Annotated in this window: 23 protein-coding genes; 6 read left to right on the top strand and 17 right to left on the bottom strand. The window is 64.6% G+C overall.

The window, feature by feature from the left end:
• Positions 1-7: 7 nt before the first annotated feature.
• Positions 8-1,387, bottom strand: a complete 1,380-nt coding sequence (dnaB, locus tag AC07YR_RS15185; RefSeq protein ID WP_055802727.1) for a replicative DNA helicase — start codon at positions 1,385-1,387, stop codon at positions 8-10.
• A 689-nt stretch (positions 1,388-2,076) separates the two neighbouring features.
• Here dnaB and AC07YR_RS15190 point away from each other — a divergent pair.
• Together AC07YR_RS15190 and AC07YR_RS15195 are read left to right on the top strand one after the other, a co-directional pair.
• Complete coding sequence (locus AC07YR_RS15190; protein ID WP_436059187.1) at positions 2,077-2,544, top strand: hypothetical protein; 468 nt, start codon at positions 2,077-2,079, stop codon at positions 2,542-2,544.
• A 2-nt stretch (positions 2,545-2,546) separates the two neighbouring features.
• Positions 2,547-3,128, top strand: coding sequence for a hypothetical protein (locus tag AC07YR_RS15195; RefSeq protein WP_436059188.1), 582 nt, complete (start codon positions 2,547-2,549; stop codon positions 3,126-3,128).
• A gap of 57 nt (positions 3,129-3,185) precedes the next feature.
• Here the strand turns inward: AC07YR_RS15195 and AC07YR_RS15200 are convergent, their stop codons facing one another.
• Both AC07YR_RS15200 and AC07YR_RS15205 read right to left on the bottom strand, forming a co-directional pair.
• On the bottom strand, positions 3,186-3,560 hold the full coding sequence (locus AC07YR_RS15200) for a TFIIB-type zinc ribbon-containing protein (protein ID WP_494734462.1): 375 nt from the start codon (positions 3,558-3,560) through the stop codon (positions 3,186-3,188).
• 68 nt (positions 3,561-3,628) lie between these two features.
• Positions 3,629-4,255, bottom strand: coding sequence for an FMN reductase (locus AC07YR_RS15205; protein ID WP_436059190.1), 627 nt, complete (start codon positions 4,253-4,255; stop codon positions 3,629-3,631).
• Positions 4,256-4,405: 150 nt separating this feature from the next.
• Here AC07YR_RS15205 and AC07YR_RS15210 point away from each other — a divergent pair, with 150 nt between their 5' ends.
• Positions 4,406-4,828, top strand: coding sequence for a DUF1801 domain-containing protein (locus AC07YR_RS15210; RefSeq protein ID WP_494734463.1), 423 nt, complete (start codon positions 4,406-4,408; stop codon positions 4,826-4,828).
• A gap of 143 nt (positions 4,829-4,971) precedes the next feature.
• Here AC07YR_RS15210 and rplI read toward each other — a convergent pair whose 3' ends face one another.
• The 4 genes from rplI to rpsF all read right to left on the bottom strand — a co-directional run bounded on the left by rplI (position 4,972) and on the right by rpsF (position 6,744).
• Positions 4,972-5,424, bottom strand: coding sequence for a 50S ribosomal protein L9 (rplI, locus tag AC07YR_RS15215; RefSeq protein WP_018775331.1), 453 nt, complete (start codon positions 5,422-5,424; stop codon positions 4,972-4,974).
• A gap of 17 nt (positions 5,425-5,441) precedes the next feature.
• A complete protein-coding gene (gene rpsR / locus AC07YR_RS15220) occupies positions 5,442-5,681 on the bottom strand; it encodes a 30S ribosomal protein S18 (protein WP_003800144.1) in 240 nt (79 codons plus the stop codon).
• Between the two features lie 126 nt (positions 5,682-5,807).
• Entirely contained in the window at positions 5,808-6,383 is a 576-nt protein-coding gene (locus AC07YR_RS15225; protein ID WP_018775330.1) for a single-stranded DNA-binding protein, read from the bottom strand.
• A 55-nt stretch (positions 6,384-6,438) separates the two neighbouring features.
• A complete protein-coding gene (rpsF, locus tag AC07YR_RS15230; RefSeq protein WP_055802737.1) occupies positions 6,439-6,744 on the bottom strand; it encodes a 30S ribosomal protein S6 in 306 nt (101 codons plus the stop codon).
• Positions 6,745-7,011: 267 nt separating this feature from the next.
• Here rpsF and AC07YR_RS15235 point away from each other — a divergent pair, with 267 nt between their 5' ends.
• Complete coding sequence (locus AC07YR_RS15235) at positions 7,012-7,680, top strand: DUF1345 domain-containing protein (RefSeq protein ID WP_436059192.1); 669 nt, start codon at positions 7,012-7,014, stop codon at positions 7,678-7,680.
• A 25-nt stretch (positions 7,681-7,705) separates the two neighbouring features.
• Here AC07YR_RS15235 and AC07YR_RS15240 read toward each other — a convergent pair whose 3' ends face one another.
• Both AC07YR_RS15240 and AC07YR_RS15245 read right to left on the bottom strand, forming a co-directional pair.
• Positions 7,706-9,046 (bottom strand): M18 family aminopeptidase, encoded by a 1,341-nt coding sequence (locus AC07YR_RS15240; RefSeq protein WP_494734464.1) that lies wholly within the window; start codon positions 9,044-9,046, stop codon positions 7,706-7,708.
• A gap of 63 nt (positions 9,047-9,109) precedes the next feature.
• Positions 9,110-10,024 carry an intradiol ring-cleavage dioxygenase gene (locus tag AC07YR_RS15245; RefSeq protein WP_494734465.1) on the bottom strand — a complete coding sequence of 305 codons (915 nt, stop codon included), beginning with the start codon at positions 10,022-10,024 and terminating at the stop codon, positions 9,110-9,112.
• A gap of 486 nt (positions 10,025-10,510) precedes the next feature.
• On the opposite strand from AC07YR_RS15245, the gene AC07YR_RS15250 reads away from it, so the two are divergent.
• Entirely contained in the window at positions 10,511-10,999 is a 489-nt protein-coding gene (locus tag AC07YR_RS15250; protein ID WP_494734466.1) for an Hsp20/alpha crystallin family protein, read from the top strand.
• 69 nt (positions 11,000-11,068) lie between these two features.
• Positions 11,069-11,374, top strand: coding sequence for a hypothetical protein (locus tag AC07YR_RS15255; protein WP_494734467.1), 306 nt, complete (start codon positions 11,069-11,071; stop codon positions 11,372-11,374).
• A gap of 62 nt (positions 11,375-11,436) precedes the next feature.
• On the opposite strand, the gene AC07YR_RS15260 is transcribed toward AC07YR_RS15255, so the two are convergent.
• The 8 genes from AC07YR_RS15260 to AC07YR_RS15295 form a co-directional block, all read right to left on the bottom strand.
• A complete protein-coding gene (locus AC07YR_RS15260; RefSeq protein WP_436059197.1) occupies positions 11,437-12,867 on the bottom strand; it encodes an amino acid permease in 1,431 nt (476 codons plus the stop codon).
• 228 nt (positions 12,868-13,095) lie between these two features.
• Positions 13,096-13,896: a response regulator gene (locus tag AC07YR_RS15265; protein ID WP_436059198.1), complete on the bottom strand. Its 801-nt coding sequence runs from the start codon at positions 13,894-13,896 to the stop codon at positions 13,096-13,098.
• A complete protein-coding gene (locus tag AC07YR_RS15270) occupies positions 13,893-15,221 on the bottom strand; it encodes a sensor histidine kinase (protein WP_494734468.1) in 1,329 nt (442 codons plus the stop codon). Before AC07YR_RS15270 ends, AC07YR_RS15265 begins: the two co-directional genes overlap by 4 nt.
• Before the next feature lie 38 nt (positions 15,222-15,259).
• Positions 15,260-16,186: an ABC transporter permease gene (locus tag AC07YR_RS15275; RefSeq protein ID WP_494734469.1), complete on the bottom strand. Its 927-nt coding sequence runs from the start codon at positions 16,184-16,186 to the stop codon at positions 15,260-15,262.
• Between the two features lie 3 nt (positions 16,187-16,189).
• Positions 16,190-17,134 carry an ABC transporter ATP-binding protein gene (locus tag AC07YR_RS15280; protein ID WP_055802768.1) on the bottom strand — a complete coding sequence of 315 codons (945 nt, stop codon included), beginning with the start codon at positions 17,132-17,134 and terminating at the stop codon, positions 16,190-16,192.
• Positions 17,135-17,261: 127 nt separating this feature from the next.
• Positions 17,262-18,782, bottom strand: a complete 1,521-nt coding sequence (locus tag AC07YR_RS15285) for a bifunctional phosphatase PAP2/diacylglycerol kinase family protein (RefSeq protein ID WP_494734470.1) — start codon at positions 18,780-18,782, stop codon at positions 17,262-17,264.
• A gap of 64 nt (positions 18,783-18,846) precedes the next feature.
• Positions 18,847-20,049: an MFS transporter gene (locus AC07YR_RS15290; protein ID WP_436059202.1), complete on the bottom strand. Its 1,203-nt coding sequence runs from the start codon at positions 20,047-20,049 to the stop codon at positions 18,847-18,849.
• Complete coding sequence (locus tag AC07YR_RS15295) at positions 20,046-20,816, bottom strand: DeoR/GlpR family DNA-binding transcription regulator (protein ID WP_436059203.1); 771 nt, start codon at positions 20,814-20,816, stop codon at positions 20,046-20,048. The genes AC07YR_RS15290 and AC07YR_RS15295 overlap by 4 nt, the downstream gene beginning before the upstream one ends.
• Positions 20,817-20,996 lie beyond the last annotated feature (180 nt).

Consider the following 20,996-nt stretch of genomic DNA (forward strand, 5'->3'; position numbering starts at 1 on the left):
CGGCTGGCTAGAAGCCGCCGCCAGCGTCGGCCGCCATATTGGCGAACCGCGAGTAATGCCCCTGGAAGGCCACCACGATGTCCTTGGTCGGGCCGTTACGGTGCTTGGCGATAAGAATGTCCGCTTCGCCGGCGCGCGGCGATTCCTTGTCGTAGACATCCTCGCGGTGGAGCAGGATCACCATGTCGGCATCCTGCTCAATCGAGCCTGATTCACGGAGGTCCGAAACCATGGGCCGCTTGTCCTGGCGCTGTTCGGAGCCACGGTTCAGCTGTGAGAGCGCAATCACGGGCACCTGGAGCTCCTTGGCCAGCAGCTTCAGCGCACGCGAGAACTCCGAGACCTCCTGCTGGCGGGATTCCACTTTTTTGCCGGAGCTCATGAGCTGCAGGTAGTCCAGGATGACCAGCTTGAGGTCGTGCTGCTGTTTGAGCCTGCGGCACTTGGCCCGGATTTCCATGAGCGACATGTTGGGGCTGTCATCAATGAACAGCGGAGCTTCGTTCATCCGGCCCATGGTGGTGGCGATCTTGGACCATTGTTCGTCCTTGATAGTGCCCTTGCGGAGGTCCTGGAGGCCGATGGTGGCCTCCGCGGACAGGAGGCGCATGGCGATTTCGTTCCGGCCCATTTCCAGGGAGAACATGACCGTGGCGAGGTTGTTCTTGATGGCTGCGGACCGGGCAAAGTCCAGGGCGAACGTGGACTTACCAACGGCCGGGCGGGCGGCGATGACGATCATCTGCCCCGGGTGCAGTCCGTGTGTGAGCTCGTCCAGTTCGTAGAAGCCCGTGGGCACGCCCGTCATGCCTTCCTCGCGGTGGCCCGAAGCTTCGATTTCATCCACCGTGGATTCCATGACGTCCTTGAGGACAACGTAGTCCTCAGCCGTCCGCCGTTCGGCCACGGCGTAAATCTCGGCCTGGGCCTGGTTGACGAGGTCTTCCACTTCACCATCCGAGCCGTAACCCAGCTGGACGATCTTGGTGCCGGCATTAACCAGCCGCCGCAGGACGGCACGTTCGGCAACGATCTCCGCGTAGTATCCGGCGTTGGCGGCAGTGGGTACGGTCTGAATAAGCTCGTGCAGGTAGGCGGGTCCGCCGATCCTGTTGATCTCTCCGCGCTTGGTCAGCTCATCAGACACGGTCACGGCGTCGGCAGGCTCGCCGCGGCCGTAGAGGTCAATGACGGCTTCGTAGATTGTCTCGTGGGCGGGGCGGTAGAAGTCCTGGCCCCGCAGGATCTCGACGACGTCGGCGATGGCGTCCTTGGACAGCATCATGCCGCCGAGAACTGATTGCTCGGCAGGGATGTCCTGGGGCGGCTTTCGGTTGCCTTCGGAACTCCGGGTGCCCTCGATTGAGTCCAGGTGCGTAACTGACAAAGCTGCCGTCCTCCGTTGTGTACCGCGGCGTATCTCTCAATGCCGTCGGTTCTGTTGCCATCTGCCATAGGGCTGTCCCGCGAAGCGGAGCCCCGCTGTGCGCCATGACCAGTACTACCACCCGGCACTGACAGTCTTCCCTTGCGGGAAGGTGCCGACACCCGCTGTTCCTGCCGTATCCCTGGTTATCCCCAGTTTGCGGAGGTTATCCACAATTGGTTATCAGAATCTGCATCCCGGACCGCCCGCAAGAGGTCTGTCCGGACTGCGGAAGGCAAGTACCAGTGCCCCAAAACAGGTATCCCGCTACGTTAGTACCCCTGCCAGCGGCCACCAAGCCCGCATACATGCACATCTGTGGATAAGTTGTGGATTAAGGGGTCCTGCTTGTGCACAGCCTGTGTGGCCACCTGTGGAAACAAAAAAACTTTGAGCGTCAATAGGCCCCTGACCTGCGGAAACGTCCGAAATGCCATGTGGATGAAAAATTCTTTTGAGGAACATTCATCCACAGCTTTCAGGTTCCCACTGGGGATACCGGCGAGTAACCCGGGTCGAAGTGACGAAAGATATACCCGCGCTGTGATCTACATCATGACAAGGGCTTCGAATTGACGCCCGCTTCGTCGGACTGTATGCGAGCCGCAGAATATGCTGTGGATAACAGCGAACTGGCATAAGCTCTATGCATGGGCGATGTGTTGATAGCTATACTGCCTGCCCTCATCCTTGTGGCAGTGATCTGGGCGGTGACCACGGCCCTCAAGCCGCGGGACACCGGCATCTCCGACGCCGAGCGCTATCAACTGGAACTGGCCCTTCGGTCGCAGGCGCATTATGCCGCCCAGGTGAAAGCGGCCACCGCCGCCCGGGCGCGGGTTGATGCCGCCACCCGGCCAAGCCAGAATGAGCAACAGCAGTCCCAACAGGCCGACCACGCGCGGGCAGCCCTGCACGCCCAGGCAGGGTCAAGCCCGGGCGTGGGAATGCACGGATATCAGGGCCCGGTCCTGCCCGGAGGCCAATTGAACCCGCAATTCGCCCTGCAACTGCAGTCCATGGCCCGCAACGGCCAGAAACTGCAAGCCATCAAGATGCTGCGGCAGGCAACGCATTCAGATCTTTTGACCGCCAAGAATTATGTAGATCGGCTATAGCAATGGAATCACTGGTGATCCCCGTCCTGATCCTGCTCCTCGTGGGAGCCGCAGTCCTGCTGGTGGCCCGCGCCGTGGGACGCCGGACCTCCGGCCCCAAGGCTTCCGCCACCACGGCAGCCGGCCCCACGCCGCCCGGCGAGCCGGTGGAACTGGCCCGGGCTGCGGCAGCCAAGCTCACTGAAGACCAGCACCGCAGGCTGTACGCCCTCATAGCGCAGGGGCAGGCCATGGCGGCCATCAAGCTCTACTACGAAGCCTCAGGCGAGGGCCTGCGGGCCTCCCGCGACGCCGTCGGCGCCCTGGCGGCCCACCCCCAGCCGTTCACCCCAGCGGCCCCTGAGGCGCCGGAACATGACGACGACGACGCCCCCGAGCGTTTCCCCTACCGGTACCGCGCCATCGCCAGCAAGGGCGATGTCACCCGGGAGGTCAGCAGCAATATGCTGAACGACGAAATCTACGGCCGGATACGCACGCTGGCCAAGAGCGGCGACACTGAGGCGGCCGCAACGGCACTGACGAAGCACTCGGACATTTCCCTCAAGCAGGCCCGGGAGTTCATCGCCCTGCTCGACGACTGAGCCGCCTGAGCCCATGCCCTGCCGGCGGGCTGAGGGCCCTTGGATCCGGCGCGGCGCCTAGAAGTCGAAAAGCTCGCCAAGCCAGCCTTCCTTTTTCTTGGGTCGCCGCCGGTCGTCGTAGCGGCGATCGTCATGGCGGGGTTGATCGTAGCGGGGACGGTCCCGCCGGTCGTCATAGCGGCGATCATCCGGCCGCCTGTCGTCCCGGCGAGGGTCCAGGTTGTTGTACAGCGGCGGCGGGATAAGCCCGGCGACGGGTGGAGCAACCGGTGCAGCCGGCGTTTGCGGCCCTGCCAGCTCGGCCGCGCGGTCAATGATCTTGTCCAGTTCACCGCGGTCAAGCCACACGCCCCGGCACTGCGGACAATAATCGATCTCCACTCCGCTGCGCTCACTCATTACCAGGTCTATTGAATCCACAGGGCATTTCATGTCCCGCACAACGACTGGAACCGCGGAAAAGTTCGCCGAACACCCGCTGGGTCCGCCGGAGGCTGCGCCTAGCGGCCGTTCGAAATTCCCGCCAGGAGCTGTTCAAACGGCAGCGACTCGGCGGCGTCCGTCTTCCGCCGCGGCGGCGCGGCCGCGACCAGTACCGCAAATTCATCGGCGGCCCGGTCGATCCGCACCGAAAGGGGCGTGCCGCCGTCGTCCGCGGTGCCCCAGTCCTGGGGGCCGGCGAAAACGCCCGTGGCAGCTACCCGGGCCCGCAAGTAGCTGAACAGGGGACGCATGGCATAATCCAGCACCATCTGATGGCGGTCGGTGCCGCCCGTGGCCCCAAGGAGGACGGCCTTGCCCTCCAGCGATTTAGGATCCAGGACGTCGAAGAAGGACTTGAAAAGGCCGCTGTAGGAGGCGCTGAAGACCGGCGTGACGGCAATGATGCCGTCCGAGTCCTCCACGCCGGCGATCGCTTCGGCAAGCCGGGGGGCCGCGTAGCCGGTGACGAAGTTGTTGGCAATGTCCACAGCGAGGTCACGGAGTTCCACCACATCAACGGCCACCGCATACCCGGCGGCAGCCAGCCTGTTTTCGGCTGCTGCCGCAAGCTGATCAGCCAGCAGCCTGCTCGAGGACGGTACGCCAAGTCCGGCGGAGAGGACGGTAATACGGCGGGTTTCCACGGTTTGCTCCTGAAGGTCATCGGTAAATCCAGAGTACATGCGTTTGCATCTACCGACTAAACCCTCCCCCGCCCGTGTTTATTCCGCGGCATCGGATCACTGCCGGGTGACCCTGCTGACAAGGGCGGCGGCGTCTGCCAGACTGCCGTCATGGCTGAAAACAAGACCCAGGCGACGGACGCCTCCGTGGCGGACTTCCTTGAGGGCGTAGAGAACGCTGCACGCCAGCGCGACGGCCTGCGGCTTCTGGCCCTCATGAAGGAAAACACCGGCGAAGTACCCGTGATGTGGGGTACGAGCATCGTGGGTTTCGGCAGCTACCACTACCGTTACGAGAGCGGCCGCGAGGGGGACACCGTAGCCGTCGGGTTCTCCCCCCGGAAGGGGAGCCTGTCGCTGTACGGGCTCACGTACGCCCCGGAAGCGGCCGAACTGCTGCCCCGCCTGGGAAAACACAAGGTCGGCGCGGGGTGTCTCTACATCAACAAACTGGAGGACGTGGATGAGTCGGTCCTGGCAGAACTCATCCGGGCCGGGCACCGGCACTCCACCACGGTGATGCACCAGGAATAGAGGACCGGCAGCAACCCGGGGCGTTGCAGGCAGCGCCAGTCGTTAAGACAAAAGGCCCCCGCGTCCGGTTCCCAAGGGAATCCGAACACGGGGGCCTTCAGCAGTTCAGGACTGCGTAGCTCTCTGGCGATAAACCGGAGGAACTACTTGCCTGCGACTACGTCGAGTTCGATCACAGCGGAAACGTCGTCGTGCAGACGAACGTTTGCCTGGTAGGAACCGGTCGACTTGATGTGTGCCGGCAGTTCAACCTTGCGCTTGTCGATGCGGCCCAGGCCAGCGGCCTCAACAGCGTCGGCGACGTCGCCCTGCTTGACGGTGCCGAACAGGCGACCGGTTGCGCCGGCCTTGACGACCAGCTTGACCGGCTTGGCGGAGAGTGCAGCGGCCTGCTTCTGAGCATCTTCCAGGGAAGCGTGCTCGCGGGCAACGCGGGCAGCCTTGATGGACTCAACCTGCTTCTCGCCACCCTTGGACCAGGTCAGGGCGAAGTTGCGGGGCAGCAGGTAGTTACGTGCGTAACCGTCCTTGACCTCGACAACGTCGCCAGCAGCACCGAGACCGGTTACTTCGTGGGTCAGAATGAGCTTTGCCATGTTAGTTAATCCCTTCCTTAGCCGCGGCCAGCGCCGGAGTAAGGCAGCAGAGCAACTTCGCGGGCGTTCTTGATTGCCTGGGCGATCTTGCGCTGTTCCTGCACCGTGACGCCGGTGACGCGACGGGCGCGGATCTTTCCGCGGTCGGAGATGAACTTGCGCAGCAATGCTACGTCCTTGTAGTCGATGACGGTGATGTCAGCGGCCTTCAAGGGGTTGGACTTTGGTTTGGGCTTACGGAGTTCAGCCTTAGCCATCGTGGAGCTCCTATTCTATGGAGCCCGTGGATATTGATCCACGGGATGGTGGTGGTCCGACGGCGGCAGTCATCCGGGAGCCGTGAGGCATCCCGGCGGAATCCGGCGCCGGACCTGAATTATTGGTTAGAAGGGAGGTTCGGAATCCGGGCCGTTGCCCCAGCCGCCGCCTGCATTACTGACGCCGGGCGTTGCCCAGGGGTCTTCCTGCGCTGCGGGCTGGTTGCCGCCCCAAGTTCCTCCGGTGTTGCCGCCCTGGTTTGCACCCTGGCCGCCACCGAATCCACCGCCGCTGTTGCCGCCGCCGAAGCCGCCCTGACCACCCTGACCGCCGGAGCGCTGGGTGCGGTTGACCTTGGCGTTGGCATAGCGCAGGCTCGGGCCGATTTCATCGACTTCGAGCTCGATAACGGTGCGCTTCTCGCCTTCTTTGGTTTCGTAGGAACGGCTCTTCAGACGGCCGGAAACGATAACCCGCATGCCCTTTGTGAGGGATTCTGCGACGTTTTCGGCTGCTTCACGCCAGACCGAGGCGCGGAGGAACAGGGTTTCCCCGTCCTTCCACTCATTCGACTGGCGATCGAAGGTGCGGGGCGTAGAAGCGATGGTGAAATTCGCTACTGCCGAACCTGACGGTGTGAACCTCAGTTCGGGGTCATTGGTGAGATTACCGATGACCGTAATAGTGGTTTCGCCTGCCATCTACTGCCTCCTTGTTCGTTCCTGCGGGGTAAAGATTGAATGCCGGGAGCTGAAATTACTCAGCAACGACCTTCTGCTCTTCGGGGCGGGTGATCTTGGTGCGCATGATGGTCTCATTGAGACTCAGCTGGCGGTCAAGTTCCTTGGCGGTGTCCGGCTTGGCGGTGAAGTTCACCACTGCGTAGATACCTTCAGACTTCTTCTTGATTTCGTAAGCCAGGCGACGACGGCCCCAGATGTCAACCTTTTCGATGGTTCCACCATCGTTGGTGATGACGTTCAGGAACTTCTGAAGCGTTGGCTCAACGGTACGCTCTTCGACCTCGGGGTCGATGATTACCATCAATTCGTAAGGACGCATATGTGAACCCACCTCCTTTGGGCTAAGCGGTTACGGCATTTCCGTAACAGGAGGTTCATTTGCGGTGCCGTGCACGCCCGGTCTCCAAAACGGAGGCAGGACGCAGCACAGACTTCAATATCTTAGTGCATTTAGGCCGGTTTCGGCGATTCGTGGCCGTTTCAGGCTAGTCGAGGGGCCCTGCCGGGCGGAAACGCTCCGGGCCGCTATGTGGAAAAACGGTCCTAATCCCGGTGTGATGTGTTTGTTTGGCTAGAGTATCGACACATGGACACCAGCCCCCTGCCCGCCAAGGTCAAACGAAGCCGGCTGCGGTTCCTTGCCATGGTTGCTGCCGGCCTGGCCGCTGCGACGGCCACCGGATTCTCCGGGCATTGGGTGCAGGCGCCGGCCGTCGGATGGGGCAGCGCCGCACTCGTCTACGTTGCCTGGGTGTGGCTTGTGGTGGGGAGGCTCGGCCCTGCGGAGACTCGCGCCCACGCCACTTCCGAGGACCCGTCCCGCAATACCACCGACCTGCTGATCCTGGTGGCCAACGTTTCCAGCCTGGCCGCCGTCGCGGTCGTCGTCGTGGACTCCCACCGGTCCGACGGCGGCGAGAAACTGAGCGGCGGCTTCCTGGCTCTGGCCTGCGTCGCGGTGTCGTGGATCCTGGTGCAGACACTTTTTACTCTCCGCTACGCCGAGCTGTACTACAGTCCCGGGAAGAGGGGGGCAAAAGACGCTGGCGGCATCGATTTCAACCAGGAACGGCCGCCGCAGTACACGGATTTCGCCTATTTGGCCACGAGCCTTGGCATGACGTACCAGGTGTCCGATACCAATCTGCAGAACCACCTCATCAGGGCGGAAGCCCTCAAACACAGCCTTCTGTCCTACCTGTTTGGCACCGTCATCCTTGCCACGACCATCAACCTGGTGATCGGTCTCGCCTGACGGGTGCGCTCCTGAACCCTCCGCCCTACGCCGCCGTGCGGAAGAACAGTTCGGTCACCCTAGCCAGCCGGAACGGGTCCTCGACGCCGCAGAGTTCACGGGCAGAGTGCATCGACAGCAGCGGCACGCCCACATCCACGGTCCTAATGCCCAGACGGGTCGCCGTCAGCGGCCCAATGGTGGACCCGCACGGCATCACATTGTTGGAAACGAACTCCTGGTACGGGACGCCCGCCTGGCCGCACAGCCGCGCCCAGAAGGCGGCACCGGGCGCGTCGGTTGCGTAGCGCTGGTTGGCGTTGATCTTGAGCAGCGGGCCGCCGTTGAGGACCGGCCGATTAACAGGGTCGTGGCGCTCGGCGTAGTTCGGATGCACCGCGTGGCCGGCGTCGGCCGAAACGCAGAACGACGCCGCCAGGGCTTGCCGGCGCTGGCTGACCGACGCGCCGAGGCCGTCCGAGACGCGAACCAGAACGTCCTCCAGGAGCGGCCCGCAGGCACCCGAGCGCGAGTTGGATCCGATCTCCTCGTGGTCGAAAGCCGCGAGTACGGCGATCGGGCCGCCGTGGGCCTGCTCCCCGGCCTCGGCGTGGGCGATGAGCGCTGCCAGGCCGGCATGCGTGGCGGACAGGTTGTCCAGCCGTCCGGAGGCGAAAAATTCACCCTTGGCCCCGAAAACCGCAGCCGGCTGCGTATCTGCCACGACGACGTCGTATCCGCCGATCTGGGCCGGATCCACCGGCGCGGAACCGGGATCCGGTGCGGTAGCCCGTTCGGCCAATAGCGCGAGGAGGTCCTCGCCTGCCGGATCCCCCAGGCCGAAAACGGGATTCATATGCTGCTGCTTGTCCAGCGCCAGGCCCTCGTTTACCGCCCTGTCCAGGTGGATGGCGAGCTGGGGGAACCGCAGCAGCGGACCGGTGGCGGTCAGGCACTGCGTGCCGTCCAGCATCACCAGGCGGCCGGCCAGCTGGAGTTCCCGGTCCAGCCACGAGTTGAGCAGCGGGCCGCCGTAGACCTCGACGCCTGCCTGCAGCCACCCGAACTTTCCCGTGGTGGGTTTGGGCTTGAGCTTGAACGACGGCGAATCCGTGTGCGCCCCCAGGATATTGAAGCCCGTCGTGGGTCCCGCGCTCTCGGGTGTCACCCACGCGATCAGGGCCCCGTCGCGGACTACATAGAACCGCCCGACCGCGTCGGCACCCCCACCGCCGGCCGGCCAAGCGGCCAGTTCATCCAGCCCGGTGAAGCCCGCCTTATCCAGCCGCCTCGCGGCTTCCTGGACCGCATGGAAGCTCGACGGCGACGCGCTGACATACGCCCCGAGGTCCTGGATGTGGTCTGCGGCAGTGGTGTGGGAAGGCATGGCTCCGAGTCTAGCGGTGCCGCGGCGGCCCGTGCCGAACCCTGTTCCCGGGGGGCACTGCCACTACACCGTGACGTTGAGTCCGGCCGTGTAACCGGCGCCCACCGAACCGGACATGGTGGCCAGCTGGTAGATGCCACCGTCGTCGCCAAAGACGTTGTCCGAGGTGAGCGTGGTGTTGGGAAAGTTCCGGGCGCTGGTCTCATAGCCCGTCGTGGCGTAGACCTCGTTACAGGCCGCCTCTGTCATGGCGATCTGGGAGACAGCCAGTACCTGCCCCGCCACCGTGGCATTGCTCATGGATTCGAAGACTTCGAAGTGGATGTGCGGCCAGCGGCCGTTGTACGCCCCGGGGTAGATGGTGGTGAACTTAACCTGGCCGTTGGCGTCCGCCTCCTGGACTCCGCGGAGGAAGTTCTCGTCTTCGAGGCCGGCGTCGTACATGGAGTACTTGCCGTCACGGTCGCAGTGCCACGCGTACACCGCGGCTCCGGCGAGGGGTTTGCAGCCGTTGGCATTGTCCAGGAGCGTCAGGGTGACTGTTAGCGGGATGCCTTCGGCCTTGGTGGTGGCAGCCCCGAAGCTTGCCGTGATGTCCTGCCGCACGACGCCGGAGGCCTCCAGAACGTTCGGGCCGTTGGAACCATCTCCCGGGTAAGGCCCTGCCGTTTCCTGCGGAATTTCCACCCCGCAGTCGGCGATGGCCCGGGTCAGCGTGGGTGACGCCGACGGCGTGGCGGACCCTGACACTGAAGATGACGGCGTAGCAGTCGCCGAGGCAGAAGGCGTCGCCGTGGCGGAACTGCCGGCGGTTCCCGAGGTGGAGCCCGGCGTGCAGGCTGCCAGCGCGGCGGCCGCTGTGCCGGCGCCGAAGAACAGGCCCAGGGAACGGCGGCTCATCAACGTTGAGAGGTCGAATTCCAGTCCGCGGTCATGGTTGGGGTGGGGTTCGTGGGGCGGCTGCGGTGAATTTGTCATTGACCAATAGAACTCCGAAGGGCTATGCCGCGTATAGGCCCTTCCTGTGAACCCGCTGTGCGGCTGTCGATGTCGCCGGGGATTTCGCCGCAGTTGTGGGAGCCTTGGCGGTCCGGGCCGTGGCCGGCTCCCTGATGTCAGGGCAAAGGTTGCTGATCAGTCCGGTGCCCGCGCATTCACGCATCGCCTAGACGGCGGCCGCCATGGTTTCCTTCCAAAGGTGGCTGTGGGGTTCCAAACGATGCTGCCCGCTGGCGTCCGGCTAAATAAGGGGCCAAAGGTCCCTTACCCGGGAGTAACTCCGGCGCGGCGGCGATTTGCCGATGGGTCAGGCCACGGCCGGGACCATCCGGGGACTTTGGGCCCTGTTGGTCGTTCCGGGATGGGTATCTACTGGTCTGTGAGTCAGGGCCGCCGCGTTGCTGCCTTGCCGATGGAAAGCCCTGCCAGTAATCCGTCCTGCCCGGCAACAATCAGGAGAGAGCCATGTCCGGTGCGTTGAAATGGTCCCCGTTCGAATCGGCCCGATGGCCGTCTGCCCAGGATGGGGCAGGCCGGAACCCGTCGCAGTTCGCCGGCTCCAACGGGCGGTCCTTTGAATCCACTGACAGCCTGGTCCCCGTCCTCGTCGACGAGGAGGTCAGCGTTGACGAGTACGTCGACAAGGAGGCACTCGTTGTCCGGGCCCATTTGCCCGGCGCGGACCCAGACACAGACATCGAAGTCTCCGTAGCCGGGGGTGTGCTGCACATCCGTGCGGGGCACGAGCAGTCCGGCGGCCGATCCGAGGGGAGCCGCTTGCACTCCGGGCAGCGGTACCGTCCCTTCGCCCGCAACCTGCCGTTGCCGGAGGGCGTTACGGACGAGGACATCAAGGTGTCTTTCAGGGACGGCGTCCTCGAAGTCAGGACCCCGCTTCCCGTGCTGCCCGGAACGGACGCTGGAGAGAAACGGCTCCCCATCAGCCACGACTGATGGCGGCTCCACCTAGAACAGCCGGGCAACCGGGAAAGAGGCAAAAATACACATGGAACGGCGCGCCCAATGGAACTGAAATCACAGTGGCACCGGCTTGATCCCGCCACCCGCAGGTGGCTCATGGACAACCCGGGCTGCGTCGTGTTGCCCCGGACGATCGCGACGATCGTTGCGAGGGTTGCGGACGAACCAGTGGTCCGCGACCAGCACGGTGCAATCCAGCTCAGCGCGGCCGACGTCAGCTTCATTCGCACCAGGGTTCACAGTGCCGCCGCCGGGGAGCACCGTTTCTTCGACGCCGTGCAGCCCGGCAGCCCGGCTCCGGCGGACGCCGGGAATCCGGACAGCGCGGAGTCCGGGCACCTGGACTGACGGTACCCGGACTCCGGTTCAGGGGCGGCTGTTGCCGCCCCTGCTGAGATAGAACCTTTGGTTTACGACGCCGGACCGGCACCTACGCCGGCTTCCTCCGCCGCCGTTCGTTCGACGAGCTCTTCCGTTCCGGCGCCGGTGGCGCCGAGACCCTTGCGGTAGCGCCAGACGCCGACCCCCACCACCACTGCCGCCAGTGCCAGTGAGAGCAGCAGCGACTCCCGGGTGGACTCCAGGATCACCATGCCGATCAGCAGCGCGACGATGCTGGCAATGGATACCCAGGTCAGGTATGGGAAGAGCCACATCTTGAGGGCCAGGTCCTTGGCGGCGGCACCCATGCGCCGGCGGAGGATCAGCTGTGAAGCCGCGATGACCAGCCAGACAAACAGCGCGATCGCACCCGAGGTGTTGACGAGGAACAGGAACACGGTGTCCGGCGCGATGTAGTTCAGGCCAACGGTGATGAAGCCCACCACGGTTGAGGCCAGCACGGCTGCGGCCGGGACGCCGCGCTTGGAAATCTTCGTCCATGCCCGCGGTGCGTCACCGCGGCGGGAAAGTGAGAACAGCATGCGGCTGGCCGTGTAGAGCCCGGAGTTCAGGCAGGACAGCACCGAAGTCAGCACCACGATGTCCATGATGGTGCCGGCGCCGGGAATCCCGAAGAGTTCGATCACTGCGACGTAGGGGCTCTTCGCCACTGAGGCGGAGTTCCACGGAAGCAGGGTGACCACAATGGCGATGGAGCCGATGTAGAACACCAGGATGCGCCACACAGTGGACTTCACGGCCTTTTTGACGGCGTCCACCGGATTCTCGGATTCGCCGGCTGCGATAGTGGCAATTTCAGCGCCGAAGAACGAGAACACCACCACCAGGATGCCGGCGAGGACCGCACCCGGGCCGTTGGGCAGGAATCCGCCGTTATTGACCAGGTTGTCCAGCCCGGGGGCGGGAACTCCCGGAATGAGGCCCAGGATGGCGGCCGCGCCGAAGAGCAGGAACAGCACGATGGCAGCCACCTTGATGGAGGCAAACCAGAATTCGAATTCTCCGTACGATTTCACCGATCCCAGATTGGTGAGCGTCAGCAGCACCATAAGCACGAGCGCCCATATCCATTGGTCGATGCCGGGAACCCAGCGGTGCATGATGGCGGCACCGGCCGTGGCTTCGATTCCGAGGACAATGATCCAGAACCACGCGTACAGCCAGCCGATGCTGAAGCCTGCCCACCGGCCCAGGGCCTTGTCTGCGTAGGTGGAGAACGATCCGGTTTCGGGGTTGGCTGCAGCCATTTCGCCGAGCATCCGCATCACCAGGATCACGACGATTCCTGCGGCCATGTAGGCGAGCAGAATGCCAGGGCCGGCCTGCTGGATGGCAGCACCGGAACCCACAAAGAGTCCGGCTCCGATCACGCCGGCAATGGCGATCATGGAAAGGTGCCTTGGTTTCAGGGACTTGGAGAGCTGTTGGTCAGCGTGCATGGAAGCGCCGTCCTTCGTTGAGGGTGTGGGCCCCGGACGGACACGGATTCCGTGTGTCAGGCCACATTTCTTTTTCACCCTAGACCTGATGCCGGAGGACAGATCTTGTGCAGTCGAACATTTTGACGGCCCCCAAAAGGGAGCTTCCCACAATGCAGAGCATCAACGGTCAACAAAAGTGACTTTACGAGCAACTTTGAAATGTGTTCGAAATCTACCTCTGAGTAGCTAGTAGTCCGGATTGCTGGGCACTACCAACCCTGTCTCATAGGCGTAAACCACGGCCTGCACCCTGTCCCGGAGGTGCAGTTTGGCGAGGATCCGGCGCACGTGCGTTTTTACCGTGGCCTCGGACAAGAAGAACCTGTGTGCGATCTCGGCGTTGGACAGTCCCTCGGCCATGGCCCCCAGCATTTCCCTTTCGCGTGGTGTCAGGGCTTCCAGCAACGGGTCCTTTGGCTGCTCTTCGCCATGCGGATGCCTGCCTTTGCCAACTGCCGGCACAGAGGCGGTTCGTTGCCCGCTAGCCGCAGAGTTCGCGGTAGCCACCGAGTGTCCGGTGACAGAAAAGTGTCCGGGGACGGAGGGATGGTCTCCGCGGACATAGGCTTCCAGCAGGCGGCGCGTGACGCGGGGGGCCACCACGGCATCGCCGCTCGCCACGACCCGCACGGCGCTAACCAGTTCAGCAGGGGCCACGTCCTTAAGCAGGAATGCCGAAGCACCCGCCTGCAGGCCCGCAAAGGCGTATTCATCGAGGTCGAAGGTGGTCAGGATGATCACCTTCGCGGAGGACCCCGAAGAGGCCACCGCCCGGGTCGCTTCGATGCCGTCCAAGACCGGCATCCGAACGTCCATCAGCACCACGTCGGGGTTCACCTCCCTGACCTGCCGGATTGCCTCCGCCCCATCGGAGGCTTCGCCCACCACCCGAAGGTCATCCTCGCCCTCAAGGATCAGCCGGAAGCCCATCCTCAGCAGGGGCTGATCGTCCACTAGCAGGACTGTTATCGGTGCATTGCCATTCATGTTTTTCCTTGGTCCCCATTCCAATTCAACACTGCCCGGACGCGCCATCCGCCACCGGCGGGGCGTCCGGCTTCCACCGTACCGTCGTAAATCCCGGCCCGCTCGCGCATTCCCGTCAAGCCCTGCCCGGACCCCAGGGGCCGCGCCCCGCCGGCCGCTGCCACCGGTGCGGCAGCGGCCGCGTGACCCACGGTGCCTTTGCCGTCGTCGAGCACTTCAATGGTGACCGTACCGTCAGTGCGCGCCATATTCACATCCACCCGGCCCAGCGCCCGGCCGTAGCGGAGGACGTTCGTGAGCGATTCCTGCACAATCCGGTAGACGGTCAGTTGGAAGGCCGCGTCCTCAGGCAGGGCAGGTCCGGTGTGCGAGTAGTGCAGCGGCAGCCCCGCAGTGCGGAAGCCCTCCAGGAGTTTGGCCAGGCTGTTTCCTGCGCTCAGCGGCTGCCGGGGAGCCTGGCCTGCCGGTGATTCGTCACGCAGGACGCCCAGCACGCGCCGCATGTCTGCCAGAGCCGTTCGCCCGGTCCGGGAAATCTCTGCCAGGACCTCGGCGGCGCGGTCCGGACTCTTCCTGACCACCACTGCGGCGCCGTCGGACAAGGTGAGCATCACCGTCAGGGAGTGCGCCACGACGTCGTGCATCTCCCTGGCGATCCGGTTGCGTTCGGTGACGGAGCCCAGTTCGGCGGTCCGGGCCGCCCACGCGGCGATTTCCTGTTCGTGTTCCTGTCGCTGCCGGACGGAGATGCCGATTCCGGTGGCGATGATGTTGGACAGCGTGATGGTGATGCCGGCAACGATTCCAAACACCAGCTGCGAATTCTCCGGGGCCGCCGGGCCGCCGCTGGGAAGGGCACGTTCCAGCGGGCCTACGAGGGTCAGGAAGTACAGCAGGGACAGCGGGGTGTTGGACAATGCCAGGGCAGTGATGGAGAACCTGCGGGGCCGCCGCACTGCCAGCGCATACAGGGCAAACCACAGTCCCGCGGAAACGTTGGAGCCCCAAGGGTGCAGAAGCGTGATGCCCACTTCCAGCATCGCCACGGTGGCAACAACGGCCACCGGATAAGTCCGGCGGAAAGAGAGGGCCACGGCGACGGCGGCGAGCAACGCGGTGGCTGCCCAGCCGCCGTCGAGCACGGCGTCCACTGCGGTGGGCGTGACCAGGAGCAGGTAGCACAGCACCACCACCAAATCCATGGCGCGGGGGTTCCGGTGCAGGTACCGGCGGAGCCTGCCGCGGCGGCGGTCGGCGATTGCGGCAAAGGACGCATCAACCTGAGTCAGGGCTGATGCGTCCTTGGCCTGTGGTTCTTCGTGCATGGGTTGAGCCTAGACGGCGGTCCGGCCGCCCTGCCCGCTCAAACGTCCCGCTTCTTCAGCAGGACCATGGCCAGGATCGCCGGAACCACCACCCACGCGCCGAGCACCAGGGCAGCCTGCCACGCTTCGAGGTTCCCGTCCACGTGTTCTACGGCGGTCAGTGGCGTCACAGTGTTGCCCGGAAGGTACTTGCGGGCTTCTTCGAAGAAGTCGCCCGGAATCAGCTGGAAGGCGATCGGCGCCACGAAGAACAGGCCCACCAGGCTCATGATCCCGCCCGCGGAATTGCGGATGATGCTGCCCAGGGACATGCCGATGGAGGCAACTGCGGCCACATAGAGGCTGTTGACGATCAAAAGCTTGACGGACTGGGAGCTGGCCAGGTCCAGGCTCAGGCCATAGTTGTCCAGGATCGGAACGGACACCAGGCCGGCAATGAGGGTCGAAACGCCGGTCAGAACGAAGGACACCACCACTACGACGAGGAACTTCGCCACGAAGGCCGGAATCCTCTTGGGCACGGCCGCGAACGTGGAGCGCGCCATTCCGGTGGTGAATTCTGAGCTCATCAGCAGCACGCCCAGGGACCCGAGGATCAGCTGGGCAAAAGCGATACCGGAGGTGGGGGCACTCACCGCGATGTCGCCGCCCTGGGCCGCCATCTGGGCTGCGGCTTCCGGGTCGGAGGCCATCTGCTCGCGGAACTGGCCGGTGGACCACGCCGCCAGGGCGCCAAAGCCCACCATCACCAGCATGGTGGAGCCAAGCAGGATCAGCGTGGAGAGCAGGGTGCGGAACTTGATGAATTCCGAGTTCAGCACGCGCAGGAAACTGGGACCGGGACCCGGAGAAGCAGGACCGCCGGCTGAGTGGACGGACTGTCCGGAGGGCCCGCCGGCCTGGGGTGCCGCGCCGCCCTGGGCCCTGCGGCCCGAGGGGTTGGGTTCCAAAGTAGTTGAGCTCATGGCTTATTTGCCTCCGGTCTGGGCGGGAACGGGGGCTCCCGTGGTGATGAGCGAGTGGTATTCGACCTCGTCCTTGGTCAGCTCCATGTAGGCCTCTTCGAGGCTGGCCTGGAGCGGGGTGAGTTCGTAGATCATGACGTGGTTGTCCAGGGCGGTCCGGGCGATCTGCCGCGGATCCAGTCCCTTGACCTCCAGCAGTTCGTGGTCCTGGGCTTCTACCGAAACTCCGGTGCCGGCAAGGAGGTGCATGAGCTGGTCCGGCTCGTCCGTGCGGACGCGGGTACGGCTCGCACCCTTGCCGGTGATGATGTCCTTGATGGGGGCGTCCGCGATGATCTTTCCGCGGCCGATCACAATCAGGTGGTCCGCGGTCACGGCCATTTCGCTCATAAGGTGGCTGGACAGGAAGACAGTCCGGCCCTCCGAGGCCAGGTACTTCACCAGGTTCCGGACCCACACCACGCCCTCCGGGTCCAGCCCGTTGACCGGCTCATCCAGGATGATGGTCTGCGGATCTCCCAGCAGTGCCGCGGCAATTCCCAGCCGCTGTCCCATGCCGAGCGAAAAGCCCTTGACCTTCTTTTTGGCGACGTCGGCCAGTCCGGTCATTTCGATGACCTCGTTGACGCGCTTCTTGGGGATGCTGTGGGTGGCGGCCATGGCCAGCAGGTGGTTATAGGCCGAACGGCCCGTGTGGACCGCCTTGGCGTCCAGCAGGGCGCCCACTTCACGCAGGGGAGCCGCGTGCTTGGTGAACGGAACACCGTTGACGGTGACCGAGCCCGACGTCGGCGTGTCCAGTCCCATGATCATCCTCATGGTGGTGGATTTACCGGCCCCGTTGGGGCCGAGGAAGCCGGTGACCATGCCGGCCTGGACAGTGAAGTCCACTCCGCCCACGGCGGTTTTATCGCCATAGACCTTGGACAGGCCTCTTGCTTCAATCATGGAAGCGTTCCTTTGCGTAGCTGCGGATGCGGTGACGGCGTCTGCATGCCGCAGATCCGTTCGTACCACCCACGCTACAGACGCAACGTTCCCTTTTCGCCGGTCTCAGGGATGATTCAGGGTGGAATCATGGTAGTCCCAAGGGATGACCATCAGGCGGCGGACAGTAGTAAGTGAGCGCTCCGGGCAACACGGAAAATTCGACCCGGCGCACGCCCGGCAACGCTTCGCCGTCCACGGCAAGGGCCATGGGGGACTCGGCCGCGTCCACGGTTACCGTGGTGGATTCGCTCAGGTGGGTGATCCGTGACGTCGCCACGGTGCCTGTCAGCACGGACCAGAGCAGCCGGAGCCGCGCGAAGGACTCATCCGCGGTGATCATCCGCAGGTCCAGCACGCCGTCGTCCATCACCGGCCGCACCAGTGGTGCGTGGTCGCGGGGGTAGTAGCGGCCGCGACCAATGTAGAGGATCCATAGCTTGTGGCGGACGCCGTTCACAATCATGGTGGTGGGGGTGCCGGCCGCGAACGTCCTGAACATGGCAGCCACTCCGGCCAGCGGTTTGCCGAGGGCGGGCCGGAGCTGTTCACGCCGCCGGACCAGGTTGGGATAGAGGCCGATGCTTGCCGTATTCAGCATGATCCGCTCCAGCTTTTCGGGGTTTCCGGCGAGGCCCCGTTCCACGAGGACATGCCCCACATCGGCCCGGGCAGCTGAACCGGCGGACGCCGCCTCCACGGCATCCTCGAGGGTGGAGGTTCCGGCATCGCGGGCAAAGTGGTTGAGGGTTCCGCCGGGAAGCACCAGCAGAGGGAGGGAATGTTCGACGGCGACCGCCGCAGCGGTGCCCACCGTTCCGTCGCCGCCCCACACTCCGAGCGCCTTGACTCCCGGCACCTCAACCGCCGCCCTGATCTCGGCGGCTACATCGCCGCCCTTATCAATCTCATGTATATGCGCTAGAGGGAATACGTCCTGGAGTGCCTTGACTGTTTCCGGCGCATAGGAGCCGCCCAAAGTATTGACGGCGATGTGCAGGCCTTCTCCGCCGGGCAGCTGTGCAGCCTGGGCTGCGGCGCGGGTGGTCTCAGGGAACGGCGGGCGGACGGGCCACCACTTGCGGGTGATCATGGCTGCGCCGGCCCCGATGGCCGACCCGAACAATACATCCGTGGGCCAGTGGGCGCCGGTATGGACCCGGGAGTAGGCGACGCCGGCGGCAAGGGGCGCCAGGGCGGCTCCGATGCCAGGCTCGACAAGGCCCACACCCACGGCAAAAGCCGCCGCGGACGCCGAATGGCCTGACGGCATCGACGAGCTGGTGGGCTGCGGGTTGACGAACCTGAACATGGGAAGATGCTCCGGGAGCGGCCTGGCCCGCGGCAGGAGCGTTTTGAACACCACGTTGGTGACAGCCGACGCCACGCCCTGGGCAATCACCCCGTGCAGCGCCGCGCGCCGGGGCTTGCCCGGGATGAGGGCCAGTCCTCCGGCCACCGCGAACCACAGCTTCCCATGGTTTGCCGCCGCCGAAAGCCGGCGGAACAGGACATCATGGTTTCCGCCCGGCAGGTCGGACACGGCCTTGAGCAACTTCCGGTCCAGCCCGGCAAGCAGGCCCGGGCCTTTCCTCAGCATCCTTCGCATTTCCCCACCCTACCGCCGACCCTGCGGATCACTGGGTTGGCTGCCGGGGTGGCTGCCGCGGGTGCTATTCGTTGCGGAGCGGCGCACCAGGCAAGGGCTTTGCCGCGCCGGCGAGAAGGAGCGCCACGAGGATGGGCACCATGATGGCGAGCAGGGCGAGATGGATCCCGGTGAGGTCACCCAGGTAACCGAGGAGCGGCGGTCCGGCCAGGAAGGAGATGTAACCCAGCGTGGACACGACCGACACCCGGGCAGCAGCCTTCTTGGGATCGTCTGCCGCGGCGGACATGCCCATCGGGAAGGCCAGCGCCGCGCCGATTCCCCACAGTGCCGCTCCCGCCGTCGCAAGCCACACGTTACCCGCAAGGACGAAAAGGCCAAGTCCCGCGGCCGCCGCGGCCATACTGGCCCGCAGTACGGCAACACGGCCGTACTTGTCGATCACGAACCCGCCGCAGAACCGCATCGCCGTCATGGCCAGGACAAAGACTGCGAACATCAGTGCGCCGGTGGATTCGCTGGTGCCGAGACCGTCCACGGAGGCTTTGGCGATCCAGTCATTCCCGGCCCCTTCAGTGAGGGTAGCGCCAAGGACCACAACGCCGATCAAGAGTGTGCGGCTGTCGCGCCAGGCGGAGTCACCCTTCTGTGCTGCTGCGTCCCCGCTGGAAGGGACCTCGGCGGCGATATGCGGCAGGAAGTAGCGGGGGGCCACCATGGTGAGCACCGCCACCACGGCGGCGATGACCAGGAGGTGGGCAGGCAGCCCCACACCGAGTCCGGAGAGGCCGGCGCCGATCAGGGCGCCCACAAAGGCTCCGCCGCTGAAAGCCGCGTGGAACTGCGGCATGATGGTGCGCTTGAGCCGGTGTTCGACGTCGGCCCCTTCAATGTTCTGGGAAACGTCCCACAGGCCCACACCAATTCCAAAGAAGAACAAGGCCACGGCCGTGCCGGGCACCGACTCGGCCGTCAGCGAAAGGGCGACGCCCACCCCGGCCAGCGCTGCCAGCAGCCCGCTGGCGCGGACGGCGTTGGCGGTACCGATCCGTCCCACCACCCACCCTGCCGTGGGAAGGGCGATCAACGAACCGACCGCCGTGCAGAGAAGCAGCGTTCCCATCTGCCCGGAGGTCACGTGCAGGATTTCGGTGACGGCGGGGATGCGTGCTGCCCAGCTGGCAAACACGAGCCCGTTGATCCCGAACACGAGGAACGTGGCGGCGGCCGCGGCGTTCAGCTTCTGGGTGGAGACGGCGATGCTCATACGTTCACTACTTTCACAGAGTGTTTTCCAAGTTGCGTGAGTTCCTGCGGGCTGAACACCCGGTCCGTGACGATGACGTCCACGGCTTCCAGCGTTGCTACCAGTGCCACGGCGGCAGCGTTCCATTTGGAGCCTGCGCAGGCTGCTATTACGCGGCCGGCGGATTCGAGTCCGGCGCGCTTGACGGCGGCATCGTCGAGGTCGTGCGCCAGCAGTCCGTCTTTGAGGTTTACTGCGCAGGGCGTCACCACGGCGGTATCAAAACGAAGGGAGCGGATGTTGGCCTCGGCCAGCGGGCCCCGGAAGCACAGCTCGCCGGGGATCAGGCTTCCGCCCGGCACCAGCAGGGCGGGACGGTGTCCGGCCTGGCCTTCCGCGGTCAAGGCGTTGAGGGCGGGCAGAGACATGGGCATCAGCGTCAGTTCACGTTGCCGCAGGTGACGGGCGATCCCGGTGGCGGTGGTTCCGCTGTCGAGCCACACATGTTCGCGGTCCTGCAGCAGGCCTGCCACGCCTGCGGCGATCCGGACTTTGACGTCCTGTTCTTCCAGTTCCCGCTGCCCGTAACCGGGATTCTCGCCGCGGAGCACCAGGCTCTTCGCCCCGCCGTGCACCCGCCGAAGTACGCCGTGGATGGCCAGGACATCCAGGTCGCGGCGGATGGTGGCGCCGGACGCTCCGCACTCGGCCATCAGCTCGTCCACGGTCACCTCTTCACGGCTCCGCAGCAATTCACCGATTAACCGGTGCCGCTCTTCAGTCCTCATGTACAAAATGCTACCGAAAATGATCACTTAATCAGAATTAGTGATCGTATGGACTCAACGCTCTCTCACTTTTCGCACGAAAAACACCGACGCTCTCTCACCTGGTGAACTGCTCCCCGGAAGTTGGACTGAGAAATTCAGTTCCGACTTCCGGGGAGCAGTTTTATGCGTTCGTTTAGT

The sequence above is a fragment of the Arthrobacter sp. GW460-12-1-14-TSB2 genome, assembly GCF_059423525.1.